Raw genomic sequence first — 18,322 nt, forward strand, 5'->3', positions numbered from 1 at the left:
TCAGGCAGTGCCCATGTCGGTGTCCTGCCCCAGCAGGCGCCGGTTCACGGCGTGGGTGGCGTCCAGCTCGCGCTGCAACGCCCGCGCCACCTGCGAGAGCGTGCGCAGGCGCCGGTTGGTGCTGCGCACGCGATCGGCCATGGCCTGCGCCAGGCCCAGCAGCAGGCGCGAGGCGACGGCCGGGTTGACCTCCACCAGCCCGCGCAGCGCGGTGCGCGACAGCGTGGCCATCTTCACCTCCGTCAGCGCGGTGCAGGTGGCCGAGCGCGGCGCCCCGTCCAGCAGGCCCATCTCGCCCATGAGCTGGCCGGGGCCGATGATGGAGATGACCACTTCCTCGCCGGGCAGCAGAGCGGCGCTCTCGGCGCGCACCTGGCCTTCGAGCAGCAGCGCCATGTAGTCGGTGTCGTCGCGCTGGCCCTCGCGCATCAGCACGGTGCCGGCGGGCACCCGCACCGGCTGCATGGCGTCGATGACGAGGCGCGCATCGTGCGCGTCCAGCTCGGCGACGATGGACGAGCGCATCAGCATGCGCACCGCCTCCTCGCGCAGCAGGTGGCCGGAGCGCGGCAGGTCGTCGGAGGCCTTCATGCTTCGGTCTCCTGCGCCGGCGCCGGTGCCGGCAGCGCCCACACGCCGCCCCCGCCCACGGCATGGAAGCGGCGCCCGGGCGCGGCGGGCATCGACGCGCCGCCGGTGAATTCGCCGAAAGCCGGCAGCAGCGCCAGGCCCGGCTCGCTGACGAAGCAGGGCAGGCGCAGGCTGTCGCGCCCGCGCCCCTGCAGGCTGCACACCGGATGCAGGTGGCCGGCCAGCACGAAATGCGTGGCGTGCCGCTGCGGGTGGTGGCAGCAGGCGAAGGGGCCGAGGAGGTGCGGCTCGTCGACGACGGCGATGTCCAGCGCGGGCGGCGGGTCGCCGGCGCGGCTGTCGTGGTTGCCGCGCACCAGCGTCATGGCGATGCCCGCATGCCGCGACCGCCACGCCAGCGCCGCCTGCAGCAGCGCCGGGGTGCGCGCCTCGGGCGCATGCAGGAAGTCGCCCAGGAAGACGATGGCCTGCGGCGCCTGCGCAGCGATCAGCGCATCCAGCCGCGCCAGGTTCTGCTGCGTGGTGCCGCCGGGCACCGGCTGGCCGAGCGCCCGGTAGGCCGCCGCCTTGCCCAGGTGCAGGTCGGCCACGAAAAGGGTGCGGCGCGCCGGCCACCACAGCGCCCGTCCGGCCAGCAGGTGCAGGCGTTCGCCGGCCCAGACGGCTTCGCAGGCGGCAGGAAGGGAAGAGGGGGAGGCGGCGCGGCTCACAGGTCGGACAGTGTCCCAGAAGAACCGTTTTTTCGTACCCGCTCCCTGCGCGGCCGAGTGTAACGATGGGGGAATCGCCCGTTCGCGTGGGCTTCGGCGCTACAGCGGCGGCAGCGGGCGCGAGGGCGGACGGCGCCGTCGCGGCACCCGCGGCCCGGCGGCGCCGTCGGGCGCGTCCTGCCCGAAGGCCAGCCGCGCGCGCACGCCGTCGGCCGTGGCCGAGGCCACCTCGCCGGGCGCGACGGCACCCCCGGCCGCCTGCTCCAGTTGCGCCACCATGCGCGCGATGCGGTCGGCCACGTTCTCGTTGCTGAGCTTCTCGCGGAAGCGCTCGACCATCAGCGGGAAGGCGAAGGGCGAGGGCCGCGCCAGCGGCTGCAGCACCAGGCGCTGGCCGGCCATGCGCGCCAGGCTGGCGGCCAGGCGGCCGATCTCCAGCTCCTGCGCCAGCAGCTCGGCCTCGGCCTGGGCCAGCAGGCGATTGGCCGGGTCGTACTTGCGCAGCACCTCCCAGAACAGCGACGAGGAGGCCTGTACCTGCCGGCTGCTGCGCCGCTCGCCCGGGTAGCCCTGGAAGATCAGGCCCGCCACGCGCGCGATCTCGCGGAAGCGCCGCTGCGCCAGCTCGCCGGCGTTGAGGCTGGCCAGCACCTCGTGCAGCAGGTCGCCGCGCGCGTCGTGGCCCGCGTGCAGCACCTGCGGCAGCAGCTCGGCCCAGTCGACCGGCGTGGCGCTCAGCAGTTCGAAGCCGTAGTCGTTGACGGCGATGGAGAAGGTGCGCGGCGCGTGCTGCGCCACGCGCCAGCCGATCAGGCTCGCCAGGCCCATGTGCACCGGGCGGCCGGCGAAGGGGTAGAGGAAGAGGTGCGTCCCCTCGCGCGAGGCCAGCACCTCGGCCAGCAGCGTGTCGGGCGTGGGCAGGTGCGACCAGCGCTGCTGGATCTCCAGCAGCGGCCGCACGCACTGCAGCTCGGGCGCGTCGAAGCGGCCGGCGTCGGCGCGGGCGAGCTGGTCCACCACCGCATCGGCCAGCGTGGTGGACAGCGGCATGCGCCCGCCGTTCCAGCGTGGCACCGCGGGGCGGCCGCCGGTGGCGCGGCGCACCCAGGCGGTCATCTCGTGCACCCGCACCAGCTCCAGCATGCGGCCGCCGAAGAGGAAGCAGTCGCCCGGCTTCATGCGGGCGACGAAGCTTTCTTCCACGCTGCCGATGCGCGCGCCGCCGACGAACTGCACGCTCATGCTGGCGTCGCTGACGATGGTGCCGATGTTCATGCGGTGGCGCCGCGCCAGGCGCGCGTCGGGCACGCGCCACACGCCCCCGGCGTCGGGCACGGCGCGGTGGTAGTCAGGGTAGGCGGCGAGCGAGGGGCCGCCCTGGCGCACGAAGTCCAGGCACCACTGCCAGTTCTCGTCGGACAGGTGTTCGTAGGCCGCCGTGCGGCGCACTTCGGCCAGCAGATCCTCGGGCCGGAAGCCGCCGCCCAGCGCCACGGTGACGAGGTGCTGCACCAGCACGTCCAGCGGTTCCTCGGGCGAGTGGCGCGACTCGATGTGGCCGGCGGCGATGGCGTCGCGCGCCGCGGCGCCCTCGACGATCTCCAGGCTGTGCGTGGGCACGAGGGTCACGCGCGAGGGCCGGCCCGGCGCATGGCCCGAGCGGCCGGCGCGCTGCAGCAGCCGTGCCACGCCCTTGGGCGAGCCGATCTGCAGCACGCGCTCGACCGGCAGGAAGTCCACGCCCAGGTCCAGGCTCGACGTGCAGACCACCGCCTTGAGCTGGCCGCTCTTCAGGCCCAGCTCGACCCACTCGCGCACCGCCTTGTCGAGCGAGCCGTGGTGCAGCGCGACGACGCCGGCCCACTCGGGCTTCGCGTCCAGCAGGGCCTGGTACCAGAGCTCGGCCTGCGAGCGGGTGTTGGTGAAGACCAGCGTGGTGGCGCTGGCCTCGATCTCGGCCACCACCTGCGGCAGCATGGTGATGCCGAGGTGCCCGCCCCAGGGGAAGCGCTCGGCGCGGCCCGGCAGCAGCGAATCGACGACCAGCTTCTTGGGCACCTGGCCCTGCACCAGCGTGCCCTGCGCGCCCGGCCCCAGCAGCGTGTGCATCGCCTCGTGCAGGTTGCCCAGCGTGGCCGACATGCCCCAGGTGAGCACCGCGGGATGCCAGCCGCGCAGCCGCGCCAGCGCCAGTTGCACCTGCACGCCGCGCTTGTTGCCCAGCAGCTCGTGCCATTCGTCGACCACCACCAGCTTCAGGTGCCGGAAGATCTCGCGCGCATCGGCGCGGGCCAGCATCAGCGACAGGCTTTCGGGCGTGGTGACGAGCACGGTGGGCAGGCGCCTGTCCTGCGCGGCGCGCTCGCCCGAGGGCGTGTCGCCGCTGCGCGCGCCGGCGGACCACTGTGGCGCGAGGGTTTCGAGCGGCTCCTTCAGCGCGCGCAGCGTGTCGGCTGCGAGCGCACGCATGGGGGTGAGCCACAGCACGGTGAGCGGCGGCGGCCTGCCGCCCTCGGACGCCGCGGCGAAGGCCTGCAGCGCCCCGAGCCACACCGCATAGGTCTTGCCGGCGCCGGTGGTCGCATGCAGCAGGCCGCTTTCACCCTTTCCGATGGCGCGCCACACCTCGCGCTGGAAGGCGAAGGGCTTCCAGGCGCGGGCGGTGAACCAGTCGGCGAGCGGGCGCTTCATGGCGGCAGCAGCGCCTCCAGCGTCTGCAGCGTATCGGCCTCCTCCACCGGCTTGTCCTCGCGCCAGCGCAGCATGCGAGGAAAACGCACGGCGATGCCGCTCTTGTGTCGGGTGCTGCGGGCGATGCCCTCGAAGCCGAGTTCGAAGACGAGCGTGGGCTTCACGGAGCGCACGGGGCCGAAGCTCTCGACGGTGGTCTTTCGGATGACGGCGTCGACGCGCGCCATCTCGGCGTCGGTGAGGCCGGAGTAGGCCTTGGCGAAGGGCACCAGCTTGCGATCGGTGCTGCCGGGCGGCCCGTCCCACACGGCGAAGGTGTAGTCGGTGTAGAGGCTGGCGCGGCGGCCGTGGCCGCGTTGCGCGTAAACCAGCACGGCGTCGATGCTAAGCGGGTCGATCTTCCACTTCCACCACACGCCCACGTCCTTGGTGCGGCCGACGCCGTACTGCGCGTCGCGGCGCTTGAGCATCATGCCCTCGACGCCGCGCTCGCGGGCCGACTCGCGCAGGCGGGCCAGGGCGGGCCAGTCGTCGCCCTCGATCACCGGGCTGGGGATGAGCAGCGGGTGGTTCACCTCGCGCAGCAGGTTGTCGAGCAGCGCGCGGCGCTCGTCCTGCGGCAGCGCGCGCAGGTCGCGGCCCGCGTGCTCGATCAGGTCGTAGGCCAGCAGCACCACCGGCACGTCGCGCAGCAGCTTGGGGCCCAGCGTCTTGCGGCCGATGCGCTTCTGCAGGTCGGCGAAGGGCTGCGCCTTGCCGTCGCGCCAGACCACGATCTCGCCGTCGAGCACGGTGCCGTCGGGCAATGCCTCGCCCATCGCGGCGAGTTCGGGGAAGCGCTCGGTCACCAGTTCCTCGCCGCGCGACCACAGCCACACCTGGCCGGCGCGCTTGACCAACTGCGCGCGGATGCCGTCCCACTTCCACTCGACCAGCCAGCCGGCGGGCGGACCGAGCAGCGCATCGAACTGCGCGACGTCGACGTTGAAGGGATGCGCCAGGAAGAAGGGGTACGGCTGGCCGCTGGTCTGCGCCTCGCGCTCCTGCGCGGCCTCGGGCGCGATCAGGGCGGCATAGGCCGCGGCGTCGGGCCGCGCGCCGATGTGGGTGTAGCCCATCAGGCGCTGCGCGACGCGCTTGGCGTCCACGCCGCCGACCGCCGCCAGCGCCTGCGTGACCTGCAGCTTCGACACGCCGACGCGGAAGGCGCCGGTGATGAGCTTGAAGTAGACCAGGCGCTCGTCGGGCGCGAGGCGGCGCCACTGGGTGCGCAGGCGCTCGGGCAGTTCGTCGGCGGGGGCGCCGCGCAGGGGCAGCAGATGCGCCTGCACCCATTGCGCCAGGCCCAGGTCGTGCGCGTCGTCGGGCGGCGGCAGCAGCAGCGCGATGGTCTCGGCCAGGTCGCCGACGGCCTGGTAGCTCTCCTCGAACAGCCACTCGGGCAGGCCGGCCGCCTCCTGCGCCAGCAGGCGCAGCAGCTTGACGGGCACCAGCTGGCGCGGCTTGCCGCCGGCGAGGAAGTAGACGGCCCAGGCCGCGTCTTCATGCGGCGCGGCGCGCAGGTAGCGCTGCAGCGCGGCCTGCTTGGCGAGGCTGGAGGTGCTGGCGTCCAGGTCGCGGTAGAGGGCGGCGAAGGCTTTCATGCGGCCGCGCCCTCGCCTGCGTCGCCAGCGGCCTGCCCGTCCTCCTCGCCGTACTCGGTGGCGAAGCCCTGCGCATCGAGCCCGCACTCGCGCAGCCAGCGCACCATCACGGCCACGCTGCCGTGGGTGACGATGGCGCGCTGCGCGCCGGTGGCGCCGATGGCGCGCTCCAGGCCGGGCCAGTCGGCGTGGTCGCTCATGACGAAGCCGCGGTCCACGCCGCGCCGGCGGCGCGTGCCGCGCAACTGCATCCAGCCGCTGGCGAAGGCATCGGCGTAGGAACCGAAGCGACGCAGCCAGGGCGTGCCCTGCGCCGAGGGCGGCGCCAGCACCAGCGCGCGTTTCAGCAGCGCCGCATCGACGCCCGGATCGGTGACGCGCAGCGTCGGCGGCAGCGCCACGCCAGCGGCGCGGTAGACGGCATTGAGCGGCTCGACGGCGCCGTGCACGACGACGGGGCCGATGGACGCATCCACGCCGTGCAGGATGCGCTGCGCCTTGCCGAAGGCGTAGCAGAAGAGCACCGAGGCGCGGCCCTCCTCCGCGTTGCGCCGCCACCAGGCGTCGATCTCGGCGAAGAGCTGCGGCTGCGCGGGCCAGCGGTAGATCGGCAGGCCAAAGGTGGACTCGGTGATGAAGGTGTCGCAGGGCACGGGCTCGAAGGGCACGCAGGTGCCGTCGGGCTCGGTCTTGTAGTCGCCGGAGGCCACCCACACGCGCCCGCCGTGTTCGAGCCGCACCTGGGCCGAGCCCAGTACGTGCCCGGCCGGGTGCAGCGACACGCGCACGCCGCGGTGCTCGATGGTCTCGCCGTAGGCCAGGGTCTGCAGCGTGATGTCCGCACCCAGCCGCTGGCACAGCACCCCTTCGCTGTCGGTATGGGCGAGGTAGTGCGCGTGGCCCGGGCGCGCATGGTCGGAATGGCCATGGGTGACGACGGCGCGCGCCACCGGCTTCCAGGGGTCGATGTAGAAGTCGCCGGGCGGACAGTACAGGCCCTCGGGGCGGGCGATGACGAGATCGTCCGGGCGTGGCGGCGCGGCGGCGGGCGGCAGGGTCTCGTCGGCCATGGCGGCGATGGTAGGCCCCGCGCCGCCGCGCAACGCACCGGCCAAGGGCGCGTCCGCGCCGTGGGCGGCGGCCTACTTGCCGGAGGCGGCGGCCGGCATGCGCTTCTGCATCTCGGCGGCCATGCGCTTCATCGCCTCCATGTCGACCTTGGTGCCGTCGGGCAGGGTCATCTCGCCGGGGCGGGCGTCGGGGCCGGTGCGCATGATCCCGCTGGCCATGCCGCCCAGGGCGGTGAGGTCCGCGATGTTCATCTTCATGCCGCCGGGCATCGCCATGTCGCCCGGCTTCATGCCGGCCGGGCAGGCGCCGAGCCAACGCATCTCGGCCACCATGTCGTCCCTGGGCGGCGAGGTCTTGGGCATCGGCTCGTAGGTGGTGTGCGACTGCACGCGGTAGGCGCTGTTGAAGTCGCCGGAGATGACGATGCGGCGCGTCACGGTGGTCTCGCTCTGCTTGCAGACCTCGGTGTGGACCAGCATCTTGCCGGCCTCGTTGCGCATCTGCTCCTTGCAGAACTTGCGGTTCATCTTCGGCTGCGAGAGGCCGTATTCCTGCAGCGCCTTGTCGGTGGCGGCATCGGCGCACTGGGTGACGACCATCTCCTTGTCCTTCCGCGGCCCTTCGGCGTTGGTGCGCATTTCCCACAGGCCGGGCTTGCGCTCGGGGAAGGCGGGGCCGGCGGCCGCACCCGCCATGGCAAGCGCGAGCAGCGCCGCCAGGCAGGGGCGGCAGGGCATGGAGGACGATGGCATGGGGCGGGCCTCTTCGCAGCGGAACACAACGGCGCGGTTGTACCGGCCTTGCCGTGCGCCCGGAATAGCCTGTTCGCGCTAGGCCGCCGCCGGGAAGCAGGGGGCGACGCGGTGGTAGAGCACGTCGAAGCGCGCGGCACGTTCGTGCAGCAGGGCGTGGCGTGCGGCATCGGGCGCATGCGCAGCGACCAGCGCCGGCTCGGGACAGGCCACGTCCGCGTCGATGCCCTCGCAGCCCATCCAGGCCAGCCGCGCGGCGCCGAGCGCCGGACCGACCTCGCCGCCGGCCCGCCGCAGCAAGGTCTTGCCCGAGAGATCCGCCAGCATCTGCGCCCAGTACGCGCTGCGCGAGCCGCCGCCGATGAGCGTGAGTCCGCCGCCGAAGTCGGCGCCGGCCGCCTCCAGCGCGCCGAGGCCCTGCGCCAGCCCGTGGCCCACGCCTTCCAGCGTGGCGTTGAACAGGTCCGCCCGGTCGGTGGACGCCGTCAGGCCGAAGAACACGCCCTGCGCCGCCGGATTGTTGTGCGGCGTGCGCTCACCGTTCAGGTAGGGCAGGAAGAGCGGCGTGTCGTCGTTCAGGCCGCGCGCCTGGGCTTCGGCCAGCAATTGCGGCACCTCGGCGCCGACCAGGCGCGCGGTGAAGTCCAGGCAGGCCGCGGCCGACAGCATCACCGACATCAGGTGCCAGGTGGCCGGCAGCGCATGGCAGAAGCTGTGCACCGCCTGCGCCGGGTTGGCGAGGAAGCGGTCGGTGGCCGCGAAGCACACGCCGGAGGTGCCCAGCGACAGCATCGCCTGGCCGGCGCGCACCACGCCGACGCCGACGGCGCCGGCTGCGTTGTCGCCGCCGCCGGCGACCACCGGGATGCGCTGCAGGCCGAAGCGATCGGCGATGTCCTCGCGCAACCGGCCGGTCACTTCTGGGCCTTCGCGCAGCCGCGGCATCTGCGCGCGCGTGAGGCCGGTGGCCGCCAGCAGTTCGTCGCTCCAGTCGCGGCGCGCCACGTCCAGCCACAGCATGCCGGCCGCGTCCGAGAGGTCGGTGGCGAACTCGCCCGTCAGGCGCAGGCGCAGCCAGTCCTTGGGCAGCAGCACATGGGCCACGCGATCGAACACCGCCGGCTCGTGCCGCCGCAGCCATGCCAGCTTGGGCGCGGTGAAACCCGGCATCATCAGGTTGCCGGTGATCCCGCGCGCCGCGGGCACGGCCGCTTCCAGTTCAGCGCACTCGCGCCAGGCGCGGCCGTCGTTCCACAGGATGGCCGGGCGCAGCACCTCGCCGCGCGCGTTGAGCAGCGTGGCGCCGTGCATCTGGCCCGAGAGGCCGATCGCCTCGATGCGCTGGCGGTCCACCTGCGCCAGCACGGCATGCAGCGCCGTCTCGCAGGCCTGCCACCAGTCGGCCGGCGCCTGCTCGCGCCACAGCGGCTGCGGCTGCTGCACCGTGAGCGGCGCCGAGGCGCTGGCCAGCACGCGCTGCGTGCGGTCGAGCACGATGGCCTTGAGGCCGGAGGTGCCGAGGTCGATGCCGAGGAACATGATGTCCCCGACGCTAGCCTAGAAATCGGTCCACTTCTGTACGCTGGCGGCGCTTTCCAATGCTCTCTCGATGAAGCGCACGCCGCGCGCGCCGTCGGCCAGCGTCGGGTAGTCGGCCAGCATCGGATCGGGCGCCGCGCCCTGCTGCAGCGCGCGGATGTGCGCGATCACGCCGAGGTACACGTTGGCGAAGGCCTCGATGAAGCCCTCCGGGTGGCCCGCGGGCAACCGCGTCGCCAGGCGCGCCGATTCGCTCAGCCACGGCGAGCCGCGCGTGAGCAGGCGCGGCGGGCCGTCCAGTGGCGCGTGCAGCAGCGTGTTGGGTTCTTCCTGCCGCCAGTCGAGCGTGCCGGTGGTGCCGAAGACGCGCAGGCGCAGGCCGTTCTCGCAGCCGGCGGCGATCTGCGAGACGACCAGCACGCCGCGCGCGCCGCCGCGGAAGCGCAGCAGCATGCTGGCGTCGTCGTCCAGCCGGCGGCCGGGCACGAAGGTGCCGAGGTCGGCGCACAGGCGCTCGGTCTCCAGGCCGGTGACGGTGGCGACCAGGTTCTCGGCGTGCGAACCGATGTCGCCCAGCGCGCCGGCCGCGCCGCTGCGGGCCGGGTCGGTGCGCCATGCGGCCTGTTTGTTGTCGCCGCCGTCTTCCAGCTTCGTCGCCAGCCAGCCCTGGTGGTACTCGACGACGACCTTGCGGATGTCGCCGATGGCACCGCTTTGCACCAGCGCGCGCGCCTCGCGCACCATCGGGTAGCCGCCGTAGTTGTAGGTGACGCCGAACACGCTGCCGCTGCGCTCGACGATGCGTGCCAGTTCGGCGGCCTGCTCGCTGGTGTGCACCAGCGGCTTGTCGCACACGACGTGGAGGCCGGCCTCGGCGAAGGCTTTCGCCACCGGGTAGTGCAGGTGGTTGGGCGTGACGATGGAGACGAAGTCGATGCGCTCATCGGCAGGGCGCTTCAGTTCGTCATCGAGCAGCGCCTGCCAGTCGGCGTGATTGCGGTCGTCGGCCAGGCCCAGCTCGCGGCCCGATGCATGGGCGCGCTCGGGCGTGGAGGCCAGCGCGCCGGCCACCAGCTCGGCCTGCCCGTCCAGCGCCAGCGCCTTGCGGTGCACGGCGCCGATGAAGGCGCCCTGGCCGCCGCCGACCATCGCGTAGCGCAGTCTTTTCATCGCCGGGCCGCCCCAAGATGAAAAGCGGCCCCCTCGGGGGGCAGCGACCACACGAAGTGGGGAGCGTGGGGGCTCATCGTCGTCATGAGCCGGCCATGCCGCCTTGCGCGGCCTTGTCGAATGCGGCATCGAAGGCGCCGGCCGCGGCAGGGAAATCCAGCCGGCGGCAGAAGGCGGCGCTCTCCGTGGCGCCGTGAACACGGTCCATGCGGCTGTCCTCCCATTCCACCGAGAGCGGCCCGGCGTAGCCGATGTCGTTGAGCGCGACGATGATGGCCTCGAAGTCCACCATGCCGCGCCCGACGCTGCGGAAGTCCCAGAAGCGCCGCGCGTCGCCGAAGCTGGTGTGGCCGCCGAACACGCCCACCGTGCCGTCGCCCCTGCCCCACCACACGTCCTTCATGTGGGCGTTGTAGATGCGGTCGGCGAAGCGGCGGATGAAGCGCACGTAGTCCACGCCCTGGTAGGCGAGGTGGCTGGGGTCGAAGTTGAAGCCGAAGCGGCGGTGCCCGCCCACCGCCTCGATGGCGCGCTCGGCCGAGGCGATGTCGAAGGCGATCTCGGTCGGGTGCACCTCGAGCGCGAAGTTGACGTCGTGCTGCTCGAAGGTGTCGAGGATCGGCCCGAAGCGCCGGCCGAAGTCGGCGAAGCCCGCGTCCCAGTACGCCTGCGAGGTGGGCGGGAAGGCGTAGGTCGCGTGCCAGATCGACGAGCCGGTGAAGCCGGTGACGGTCTTCACGCCGAACTTCGCGGCGGCGCGTGCCGTGTCGGCCAGCTCGCTCGCCGCACGCCGGCGCACGCCTTCCGGCTCGCCGTCGCCCCACACGTGCGGCGGCAGGATGGCACGGTGGCGCTCGTCGATCAGGTCGCACACGGCCTGCCCGACCAGGTGGTTGCCGATGGCCAGGCAGGTCAGGCCGTGCTCGCGCAGCAGCGCCCATTTGTCCTTGACGTAGGTCTCGGATGCGAGCGCTTGCTGCACGTCGAAGTGGTCGCCCCAGCAGGCCAGCTCCAGCCCGTCGTAGCCCATGCGCCGCGCCAGCGGCGCCAGCTCGGCCAGCGGCAGGTCGGCCCACTGGCCGGTGAAGAGGGTGACGGGACGTGGCATTCGGGTTTCCTTTGCTCGGCACTCGCTCCACCTCGCATCCCCTCTGGCGGCCGCGGAGCAGGCCATGCGGGAACCGCCGCGGAACTGGCTCTGCCAGGCCGCAGGCGGTGCCCCCTTGAGGGGGTTGGCGGAGCGGAACGAAGTCCGCGAAGACTGGGGGTGGGTCGTTCAGAACGGCGAGTTCGGGTGGTAGAAGTCCTTGGCGTTTTCCTTCGTGATCAGTACGGAAGGAATGATGGTGGTCTCGGGCAGCTTCTCGCCCTTCAGCCGCGCCTCGGCAGTGAGCTTGATGGCGTCGTAGATGAACTTGGGCGAATAGCTCACGTCGGCCTGGATGCGCGGGTCCTTGCCGTCGAGAATGGTCTTGACCATGCCCTTGGCGCCGGCGCCGCCGAAGACGATCTTGATGTCCTTGCGCTTGGCCTGCTCGATGGCCTTGAGCACGCCCACCGCCATGTCGTCGTCGGCCGCCCAGATGGCGTCGATCTCCTTGAAGCGCGTCAGGTAGTCCTGCGTGACCTTGAAGGCGTCGTCGCGGTTCCAGTTGGCGTACTTGGCGTCCAGCAGCTTGATGTCGGGGTGGTTCTTGAGCACGCTGTTGAAGGCGTCCATGCGCTCGTTGTCCAGCGTGGTGGCGATGCCGCGCAGTGCGACGACGTTGCCCTTGCCGTTCAGCTGCTTGGCGATGTACTCGGCCGGGATCTTGCCGAAGGCGGTGTTGTCGCCGGCCACGTAGGCGTCCTGCGCGCTGGTGTCGGTGAGGCCGCGGTCGACCACCGTGACGTACGCGCCCTTGGCCTTGACCTGCGCCACCGGCTTGGTCAGCGCCGCCGACTCGAAGGGGAAGACCACCAGCGCGTTGATCTTGGTGACGGTGCTGAAGTCCTGCAGTTGGTTGGCCTGCTCCTGCGCGTTGGCGGCCGTCTTGATGGTGATCTTCAGGTCCTTGTGCTGCTTCTCCAGGTCCTTCTTGGCCTGGTTCGCCCAGTAGTTGATGCCGCCCATGAAGCTGTGCGTGGCGGCCGGGATGGACACGCCCAGGTTCACTTTCTCGGCGGCCAGCGCGGGCACGCTGGCGAGCGCGGCGGCAGCGACGGCCGTGAGGGCGATGCGACGGGTGATGGATGTCATGCTGGATGTCTCCTGGGTTGAAAGTTCACTGACACGGGAAGGTTCTTCACCCGTTCACGCTGAGCCTGTCGAAGCGCGGCGCGCGGCTTCGACAGGCTCAGCCCGAACGGGGCGGGCGGGCGGATGCCCCGCGTTCATCGCCTGCCTCTTTGCAAGAAGGCCACCACGATGATCACGAAGCCCTGCACCGCCGCGTTGAGGTACACGCTGATGATGCTGGTGAGGTTGAGGATGTTGCTGATGACCGAGAGCAGGATCGCACCGACCACCGTGCCGGTGATGCTGCCGGCGCCGCCCTTGAGCGCCGTGCCGCCGACGATCACCGCGGCGATGGCCTCCAGCTCCCACAGGAGGCCGGTGGTGGGCGAAGCCGAGCCCAGGCGCGGCACGTACAGCAGCGTGGCGATGCCCACGCACGCACCCAACAGCACGTAGGTGAGCGTCTTCACGCGGTCGACGTGCACGGCGGCGTAGCGGGCCACCTGCTCGTTGGAGCCGATGGCCTGCACGTAGCGGCCGTAGGCGGTGCGGTTGAGGATGACGGCGCCCGCCACCGCCACCAGCAGGAAGACCCACACCGGCACCGGGATGCCCAGCAGGCTCGCGTAGTAGACCGGCGCGTAGAGGTCCGACAGGTCGTTGTCGAGCGTGATCGCGCCGCCGTTGGCGAAGTAGGTGAGGTAGGCACGGAAGATGCCCAGCGTGCCCAGCGTGACGATGAAGGGCTCGATGCGCCCGCGCGTGATGAGCAGGCCGTGCGCCAGCCCGAAGAGCGCGCCCAGCAGCACCGCCAGGCCCGCGCCCAGCACCACGGCCAGCAGCGGCGATCCCGTCGCCGGCCCGGCCCAGTTGATGAACAGGATCACGCTGCCCGCGATCAGCGCCGCCATCGAGCCCACCGACAGGTCGATGCCGCCGGAGATGATGACGAAGCACATGCCCACCGCGATGATGCCGATGAAGGCGGTGCGGGTGAGCACGTTCATCAGGTTGTCGAGCGTGGCGAAGTCGCTGTTGAGCACGCCGCCGGCGATGCACAGCAGCACCAGGCCGATGACGGGGCCCAGGCCGTGCAGGCGCTCGGTCCAGCGCGGCTTGGATTCGGCGCGGTGCGCGGCGCCCTCGGCGGCGGCGGTGGGCGTGTCAGGCTTCGGCATGGGCGGTCCCTGTCGCGTAGGCGATGAGTGTTTCTTCGGTCAGCCCCTCGCCGGGCAGCGTGGCCTCCAGCCGGCCCGCGCGCATCACGGCGACGCGGTGGGCCAGGCCGATGAGTTCCATCAGCTCCGACGAGATGACGATGACGGCCAGGCCCTCGCGGGCCAGGCGCTGGATGAGGAAGTAGATGTCGCGCTTGGCGCCCACGTCCACGCCGCGCGTGGGCTCGTCGAGCACCACCACCTTGGGCCGCGGCTGCAGCACCTTGGCCAGCGCGAGCTTCTGCTGGTTGCCGCCCGAGAGCGAGGCGGCCTTGACCTCCAGCGAGCCGGCGCGGATGCCGTAGTCCTTGACGGCGGTGGCCAGCGCGGCGCGCTCGGCCTCGGGCCGCAGCCAGGGACGGGCGTACTGCTCCAGCGCCATCAGCGTCAGGTTCTCGCGCAGGCCGAAGGCCACGTGCAGGCCCTTGCCCTTGCGGTCCTCGCTCAGGTAGGTCAGGCCGTGGCGGGCCGCCTCGCGCGGCGAATGCAGGCGCACGGTGCGGCCCTGCAGTTCGACGGTGCCGCTGGCCGGGCGCAGGCCGAGCAGGCCCTCGAACAGCTCGGTGCGGCCCGCGCCGACCAGGCCCGCGAAGCCGAGGATCTCGCCGGGCCGCACCTCGAAGTCGATGTTCTGCGCCCAGCCGGGCACGCTGAAATCCTGCACGCGCAGCGCCGGCACGCCGCCGGTGGGCATGGGGTCGCGCGGCGGGTACAGGTCGGCGATCTCGCGGCCGACCATCAGGTTGGCCATCTGGTGGCGCGTCAGCTCGTGCGTGGGCGCGCGCGCGACGAAGCGGCCGTCGCGCATCACGATCACCTCGTCGGTCACGCGCTCCACCTCGTCGAGCTTGTGCGAGATGTAGACGATGGTCACGCCCTCGGCGCGCAACTGGGCGATCAGGCCGAACAGCCGCTCGGTCTCGCCCGGCGTCAGCGTGGCGGTGGGCTCGTCCATGATCAGCAGGCGCGCGTGGCGGGCCATGGCCTTGGCGATTTCGACCAGCTGCTTCTCGGCCACGATCAGGCGGCGCACCTTGGTCGCCGGGTCCACCGCGAGGCCGACCTGCGCCAGCGCGGCGGCCGCCTCGGCGCGCATCGCGCGGTCGTCGAGGAACAGGCCCTTGCGTTTCTCATGGCCGAGGAAGATGTTGTCGGCCACGCTCAGGTCTTCCGCCAGGTTGAACTCCTGGTGGATCAGCACGATGCCCAGCGCCTCGGCGTCGCGCGAGCTGCGGAACTGCTGCGCCTGGCCGTTGACGCGCAGCTCGCCGCCGGTCAGCGGCTCGTAGCCGGCCAGGATCTTCATCAGCGTGGACTTGCCGGCGCCGTTCTCGCCCAGCAGGCCGTAGACGCGGCCGGGCGCCAGGTCGAAGCTCACGCCGTGCAGCACCTGCACCGGGCCGAAGGCCTTGACCACGTTGTCGAAGGCGACGGCGACGCCCTGGGTGTTCATGCGATCGCCCTCCCGACCTTGAGCGACTCGTGCATCGCCAGCACGCCGGCGCCGATCACGCCGCCCTGCGGCCCCAGCGGCGTGTACTGGATCTCCAGGTGCCGCGTCGACAGCGCCAGCGAGCGCTGGTAGACGCTCTGCCGCACGGCCGCCAGGAACAGCGGCCCGATGTGCGTGATGCCGCCGCCGATGAACACGTGCGACGGGTTGAAGAAGTTGACCACCGACGCGAGCATCTGCCCGACCAGCGCGCCGGCGCGCTGGATGATGCCGTTGGCCGCCACGTCGCCCGCGCGCACCGCCTGGCCCACGTCCACCGCGTCGATGCGGCCGTGCGCGCGCAGGTGCTCGGCCAGCAGCGGGCTCTGGCCCGCCTCGGCCGCTGCCACCGCCATGCGCACGATCGCCGGGCCGGCCGCCATCGCCTCCACGCAGCCGACGTTGCCGCAGTGGCAGCGCGGGCCGTCGTGGTCCACGCAGATGTGGCCCACGTCGCCGGCCGAACCGGCCGCGCCGCGGTACACCTCGCCGTGGCAGACGATGCCGCAACCGATGCCGGTGCCGATCTTGATGACGAGGAAGTTGGGCAACTGCCGCTGCAGGCGCCACAGCTCGCCCAGCGCCATCAGGTTGACGTCGTTGTCGACGAACACCGGGGCGCCGTACTCCTCGCGCAGGTAGTCGCGGATCGAGAAGCCGTCCCAGCCGGGCATCAGCGGCGGGTTGACGAGCTGGCCGCTGTCGAAGTCCACCGGGCCGGGCACGCCGATGCCGATGCCCAGCACCCGCGCGGGCTGCGCGCCGCAGCGCCCGAGGAGTTCACGCATCAGCTCCCGCACGCGCGCCAGCACCACGCCGGGACCCTTGCGCACGTCGGCCGGCTCCGCCGCATGGGCCAGCACGGTGAGGTCGGGCTGGAGCACGGCCACGTCGAGGCTGGTGGCGCCGATGTCCACCGCCAGCAGCAGGCCAAGGTCCGCGTGCAGGCACAGGTGCTCGGCGCGCCGCCCGCCGGTGGATTCGCGCTGGCCGGCTTCGGAGAGCAGCCCCTGGTCCAGCAGCCCTGCGATCAGCGAGTTGGCCTTGCTGCGCGAAAAGCCCAGCCGCGCCGCCATGCCATGGCGCGAGCCGCCGGCCGACCAGAAGGTGGTCTGCAGCAACTGCATCTCGGGCGTGGACAGGCCGTTCCAGGGGGCCAAGCGTGTGTCTCCGTGCATGTCTCTTCTTGCTCCGCGTCGGGCGCCTTGCCGATGCCGGAAGCGCGAAGTGGGCGAATGCTAGGGAGCGCGCTTTGGCCAGACAAGACTTAACTTCAGCCCATTTTGAGCCGAAGTGATGCCGAGATGCCAAAGAAAAAGCCGCCCGGAGGCGGCTTTGGCTGGAAGCGCGGGCAGGCGGGCGGCCGCCTGCGGGCGCTTTTCACTTCTTCTGACGGTACTTGCGCAGCGCCGCGATCTGCGCGGCCATCACCGCCAACTCGGACTGCGCCATGGCGATGTCGATGTCGCTCTTGGCGTTCTTCAGCGCCTCTTCGGCCGCGCGCTTGGCGGCGTTGGCCTTCTCGTCGTCCAGGTCCTTGCCGCGGATGGCGGTGTCGGACAGCACCGTGACGCAGTTCGGCTGCACCTCCAGGATGCCGCCGGCGACGAAGACGAATTCCTCGCCGCCGTCGGCCGTCTCGATGCGCACGGCGCCGGGACGGATGCGGGTGATGAGCGGGGTGTGGCGCGGATAGACGCCGAGCTCGCCGGCTTCACCGGGCAGCGCGACGAACCTCGCCTCGCCCGAGTAGATGGACTCCTCGGCGCTGACGACGTCGACGTGAATGGTGTTTGCCATGCTCGCTGCCTCTTATCAGGCGACCTTCTTGGCCTTCTCGAACGCCTCGTCGATGGTGCCGACCATGTAGAAGGCCTGCTCCGGCAGGTGGTCGCACTCGCCGTTGGTGATCATCTTGAAGCCGCGGATGGTCTCGGCCAGCGGCACGTACTTGCCGGGCGAGCCGGTGAACACCTCGGCCACGTGGAAGGGCTGCGACAGGAAGCGCTGGATCTTCCGGGCGCGGGCCACGGCCAGCTTGTCTTCCGGCGCCAGTTCGTCCATGCCCAGGATGGCGATGATGTCGCGCAGTTCCTTGTAGCGCTGCAGCGTGCCCTGCACGGCGCGGGCCACGTTGTAGTGCTCCTCGCCGACCACGTTCGGGTCCAGCTGGCGGCTGGTCGAATCGAGCGGGTCCACGGCGGGGTAGATGCCCAGCGAGGCGATGTCACGGCTCAGCACCACGGTGGAATCCAGGTGGGCGAAGGTCGTGGCGGGCGAGGGGTCGGTCAGGTCATCTGCAGGCACGTACACGGCCTGGATGGAGGTGATCGAACCGACCTTGGTGGAGGTGATGCGCTCCTGCAGGCGGCCCATTTCCTCGGCCAGCGTCGGCTGGTAGCCCACGGCGGAGGGCATGCGGCCCAGCAGCGCGGACACCTCGGTGCCGGCCAGCGTGTAGCGGTAGATGTTGTCCACGAAGAACAGCACGTCGCGGCCTTCGTCGCGGAAGGACTCGGCGATGGTCAGGCCCGTCAGCGCCACACGCAGGCGGTTGCCCGGGGGCTCGTTCATCTGGCCGTAGACCATGGCCACCTTCGAGTCGGCCAGGTTGTCCTGCACCACGACGCCGGAATCCGACATCTCGTGATAGAAGTCGTTGCCCTCGCGGGTGCGCTCACCCACGCCGGCGAACACCGACAGGCCCGAGTGCGCCTTGGCGATGTTGTTGATGAGCTCCATCATGTTCACGGTCTTGCCGACGCCGGCGCCGCCGAACAGGCCCACCTTGCCGCCCTTGGCGAAGGGGCAGACCAGGTCGATCACCTTGATGCCGGTTTCCAGCAGCTCGGTGGAGGGCGACAGCTCGTCGTAGGCGGGGGCCTTGCGGTGGATCGAGGCCGTCAGCTCCTGGCTGACCGGGCCGCGCTCGTCGATGGGGTTGCCCAGCACGTCCATGATGCGGCCCAGCGTGGCCTTGCCGACCGGCACGGTGATGGGGGCGCCGGTGTTGACCACGGTGATGCCGCGGCGCAGGCCGTCCGAGCTGCCCAGCGCGATGGTGCGCACCACGCCGTCGCCGAGCTGCTGCTGCACTTCGAGCGTCAGGCCGCCCTCTTGGAACTTCAGCGCGTCATACACCTTGGGCATCTGGTCGCGCGGGAATTCGACGTCGACCACGGCGCCGATACATTGAACGATCTTGCCTTCTGCTTGAGCCATTGTCTG

General features: G+C 71.6%; 15 protein-coding genes. All 15 read right to left on the reverse strand.

The window, feature by feature from the left end; all coding sequences use genetic code 11:
- On the reverse strand, positions 1-591 hold the full coding sequence (locus Q392_RS00580) for a Crp/Fnr family transcriptional regulator (RefSeq protein WP_051952595.1): 591 nt from the start codon (positions 589-591) through the stop codon (positions 1-3).
- Complete coding sequence (gene pdeM / locus Q392_RS00585; RefSeq protein ID WP_038200312.1) at positions 588-1,301, reverse strand: ligase-associated DNA damage response endonuclease PdeM; 714 nt, start codon at positions 1,299-1,301, stop codon at positions 588-590. The genes Q392_RS00580 and pdeM overlap by 4 nt, the downstream gene beginning before the upstream one ends.
- 99 nt (positions 1,302-1,400) lie before the next feature.
- Positions 1,401-3,992 (reverse strand): ligase-associated DNA damage response DEXH box helicase, encoded by a 2,592-nt coding sequence (locus tag Q392_RS00590; protein ID WP_038200313.1) that lies wholly within the window; start codon positions 3,990-3,992, stop codon positions 1,401-1,403.
- Positions 3,989-5,635 carry an ATP-dependent DNA ligase gene (locus Q392_RS00595; RefSeq protein WP_038200314.1) on the reverse strand — a complete coding sequence of 549 codons (1,647 nt, stop codon included), beginning with the start codon at positions 5,633-5,635 and terminating at the stop codon, positions 3,989-3,991. The genes Q392_RS00590 and Q392_RS00595 overlap by 4 nt, the downstream gene beginning before the upstream one ends.
- On the reverse strand, positions 5,632-6,705 hold the full coding sequence (locus Q392_RS00600; RefSeq protein WP_051952644.1) for a ligase-associated DNA damage response exonuclease: 1,074 nt from the start codon (positions 6,703-6,705) through the stop codon (positions 5,632-5,634). The genes Q392_RS00595 and Q392_RS00600 overlap by 4 nt, the downstream gene beginning before the upstream one ends.
- Positions 6,706-6,777: 72 nt before the next feature.
- Positions 6,778-7,458, reverse strand: a complete 681-nt coding sequence (locus tag Q392_RS00605; protein WP_157007672.1) for a DUF3617 domain-containing protein — start codon at positions 7,456-7,458, stop codon at positions 6,778-6,780.
- A 78-nt stretch (positions 7,459-7,536) separates the two neighbouring features.
- Entirely contained in the window at positions 7,537-8,997 is a 1,461-nt protein-coding gene (gene xylB / locus Q392_RS00610; RefSeq protein WP_038200315.1) for a xylulokinase, read from the reverse strand.
- An 18-nt stretch (positions 8,998-9,015) separates the two neighbouring features.
- Positions 9,016-10,167: a Gfo/Idh/MocA family protein gene (locus Q392_RS00615; protein ID WP_038200316.1), complete on the reverse strand. Its 1,152-nt coding sequence runs from the start codon at positions 10,165-10,167 to the stop codon at positions 9,016-9,018.
- A gap of 82 nt (positions 10,168-10,249) precedes the next feature.
- The gene (locus tag Q392_RS00620; protein WP_038200317.1) at positions 10,250-11,275 is read right to left on the reverse strand and encodes a sugar phosphate isomerase/epimerase family protein; all 1,026 of its coding nucleotides are present in this window, start codon (positions 11,273-11,275) and stop codon (positions 10,250-10,252) included.
- 168 nt (positions 11,276-11,443) lie between these two features.
- A complete protein-coding gene (locus Q392_RS00625) occupies positions 11,444-12,406 on the reverse strand; it encodes a substrate-binding domain-containing protein (RefSeq protein WP_038200318.1) in 963 nt (320 codons plus the stop codon).
- A gap of 134 nt (positions 12,407-12,540) precedes the next feature.
- Entirely contained in the window at positions 12,541-13,563 is a 1,023-nt protein-coding gene (locus tag Q392_RS00630) for an ABC transporter permease (RefSeq protein WP_038200320.1), read from the reverse strand.
- Complete coding sequence (locus tag Q392_RS00635; RefSeq protein ID WP_038200322.1) at positions 13,550-15,055, reverse strand: sugar ABC transporter ATP-binding protein; 1,506 nt, start codon at positions 15,053-15,055, stop codon at positions 13,550-13,552. Before Q392_RS00635 ends, Q392_RS00630 begins: the two co-directional genes overlap by 14 nt.
- On the reverse strand, positions 15,052-16,221 hold the full coding sequence (locus Q392_RS00640) for an ROK family protein (protein ID WP_038200505.1): 1,170 nt from the start codon (positions 16,219-16,221) through the stop codon (positions 15,052-15,054). The genes Q392_RS00635 and Q392_RS00640 overlap by 4 nt, the downstream gene beginning before the upstream one ends.
- Positions 16,222-16,474: 253 nt before the next feature.
- Positions 16,475-16,894, reverse strand: coding sequence for a F0F1 ATP synthase subunit epsilon (locus tag Q392_RS00645; RefSeq protein WP_038200323.1), 420 nt, complete (start codon positions 16,892-16,894; stop codon positions 16,475-16,477).
- Between the two features lie 15 nt (positions 16,895-16,909).
- A complete protein-coding gene (gene atpD / locus Q392_RS00650) occupies positions 16,910-18,316 on the reverse strand; it encodes a F0F1 ATP synthase subunit beta (protein WP_038200324.1) in 1,407 nt (468 codons plus the stop codon).
- Between the last annotated feature and the right edge of the window lie 6 nt (positions 18,317-18,322).

The organism is Xenophilus azovorans DSM 13620 (assembly GCF_000745855.1).
Classification (GTDB): Bacteria; Pseudomonadota; Gammaproteobacteria; order Burkholderiales; family Burkholderiaceae_C; genus Xenophilus; species Xenophilus azovorans.

What these genes read in the sequence shown, in the direction of transcription:
- Q392_RS00580 (WP_051952595.1), bottom strand. Translation starts at nt 591, where the DNA reads ATGAAGGCCTCCGACGACCTGCCGCGCTCCGGCCACCTGCTGCGCGAG.
- Q392_RS00590 (WP_038200313.1), bottom strand. Translation starts at nt 3,992, where the DNA reads ATGAAGCGCCCGCTCGCCGACTGGTTCACCGCCCGCGCCTGGAAGCCC.
- Q392_RS00595 (WP_038200314.1), bottom strand. Translation starts at nt 5,635, where the DNA reads ATGAAAGCCTTCGCCGCCCTCTACCGCGACCTGGACGCCAGCACCTCC.
- Q392_RS00600 (WP_051952644.1), bottom strand. Translation starts at nt 6,705, where the DNA reads ATGGCCGACGAGACCCTGCCGCCCGCCGCCGCGCCGCCACGCCCGGAC.
- Q392_RS00605 (WP_157007672.1), bottom strand. Translation starts at nt 7,458, where the DNA reads ATGCCATCGTCCTCCATGCCCTGCCGCCCCTGCCTGGCGGCGCTGCTC.
- xylB (WP_038200315.1), bottom strand. Translation starts at nt 8,997, where the DNA reads ATGTTCCTCGGCATCGACCTCGGCACCTCCGGCCTCAAGGCCATCGTG.
- Q392_RS00615 (WP_038200316.1), bottom strand. Translation starts at nt 10,167, where the DNA reads ATGAAAAGACTGCGCTACGCGATGGTCGGCGGCGGCCAGGGCGCCTTC.
- Q392_RS00620 (WP_038200317.1), bottom strand. Translation starts at nt 11,275, where the DNA reads ATGCCACGTCCCGTCACCCTCTTCACCGGCCAGTGGGCCGACCTGCCG.
- Q392_RS00625 (WP_038200318.1), bottom strand. Translation starts at nt 12,406, where the DNA reads ATGACATCCATCACCCGTCGCATCGCCCTCACGGCCGTCGCTGCCGCC.
- Q392_RS00630 (WP_038200320.1), bottom strand. Translation starts at nt 13,563, where the DNA reads ATGCCGAAGCCTGACACGCCCACCGCCGCCGCCGAGGGCGCCGCGCAC.
- Q392_RS00635 (WP_038200322.1), bottom strand. Translation starts at nt 15,055, where the DNA reads ATGAACACCCAGGGCGTCGCCGTCGCCTTCGACAACGTGGTCAAGGCC.
- Q392_RS00640 (WP_038200505.1), bottom strand. Translation starts at nt 16,221, where the DNA reads ATGCAGTTGCTGCAGACCACCTTCTGGTCGGCCGGCGGCTCGCGCCAT.
- Q392_RS00645 (WP_038200323.1), bottom strand. Translation starts at nt 16,894, where the DNA reads ATGGCAAACACCATTCACGTCGACGTCGTCAGCGCCGAGGAGTCCATC.
- atpD (WP_038200324.1), bottom strand. Translation starts at nt 18,316, where the DNA reads ATGGCTCAAGCAGAAGGCAAGATCGTTCAATGTATCGGCGCCGTGGTC.